This is a genomic window from Novosphingobium sp. 11B, assembly GCF_054589055.1.
Window position 1 is genome coordinate 23755 of the sequence record NZ_BAAILP010000275.1, and the last position, 456, is coordinate 24210.

At 56.1% G+C, this 456-nt stretch carries 1 protein-coding gene; it reads left to right on the forward strand.

Annotation, left to right across the window (positions count from 1 at the left end; all coding sequences use genetic code 11):
* Positions 1–265, forward strand: a 265-nt coding sequence (locus ACYPYD_RS23835) for a hypothetical protein (protein WP_459665915.1), incomplete at its 5' end; no start/stop codon positions are given.
* Positions 266–456: the final 191 nt, after the last annotated feature.

Consider the following 456-nt stretch of genomic DNA (forward strand, 5'->3'; position numbering starts at 1 on the left):
ACGGCCCTTCGCATGGTCAGCGGCCGGGAAGTGCCGCCAGCGAAGCCTTTATCGCTTGTTTATCAGCGATAATGCCTCGCGACGGGAATTGCCGACCTCTCTGCTGAACCATGAGACATCGGATCACCTCCTTTCGCGCTGTTTAGCCATAGTGCGCCGCTTTCGCGGCTGGGACTTCGGCTGCTCCCGGGCGCGTATCCCGAAGGCCGTTGTCTTGAGTGAAATCTGGTATATTCCGCAGCGCACAACAAGTCTTGAAAACTAATTTTTTCAGGTCATGATCTTCGCTTCCGGCCAGTTATCCCCAGCCGCGCGGTGATTTGAAATCGCTGCTTTTGGGGGCTCTGGAGTGCGGCCTGAAATCACCCTTTTTGATGTTGCGCGCGGCTTGGCTCCGTTCGACAAGCTCAGCCTGAGCGGGATTCAAAAGTGATCTCTCAATCCCGCTCAGGCTGA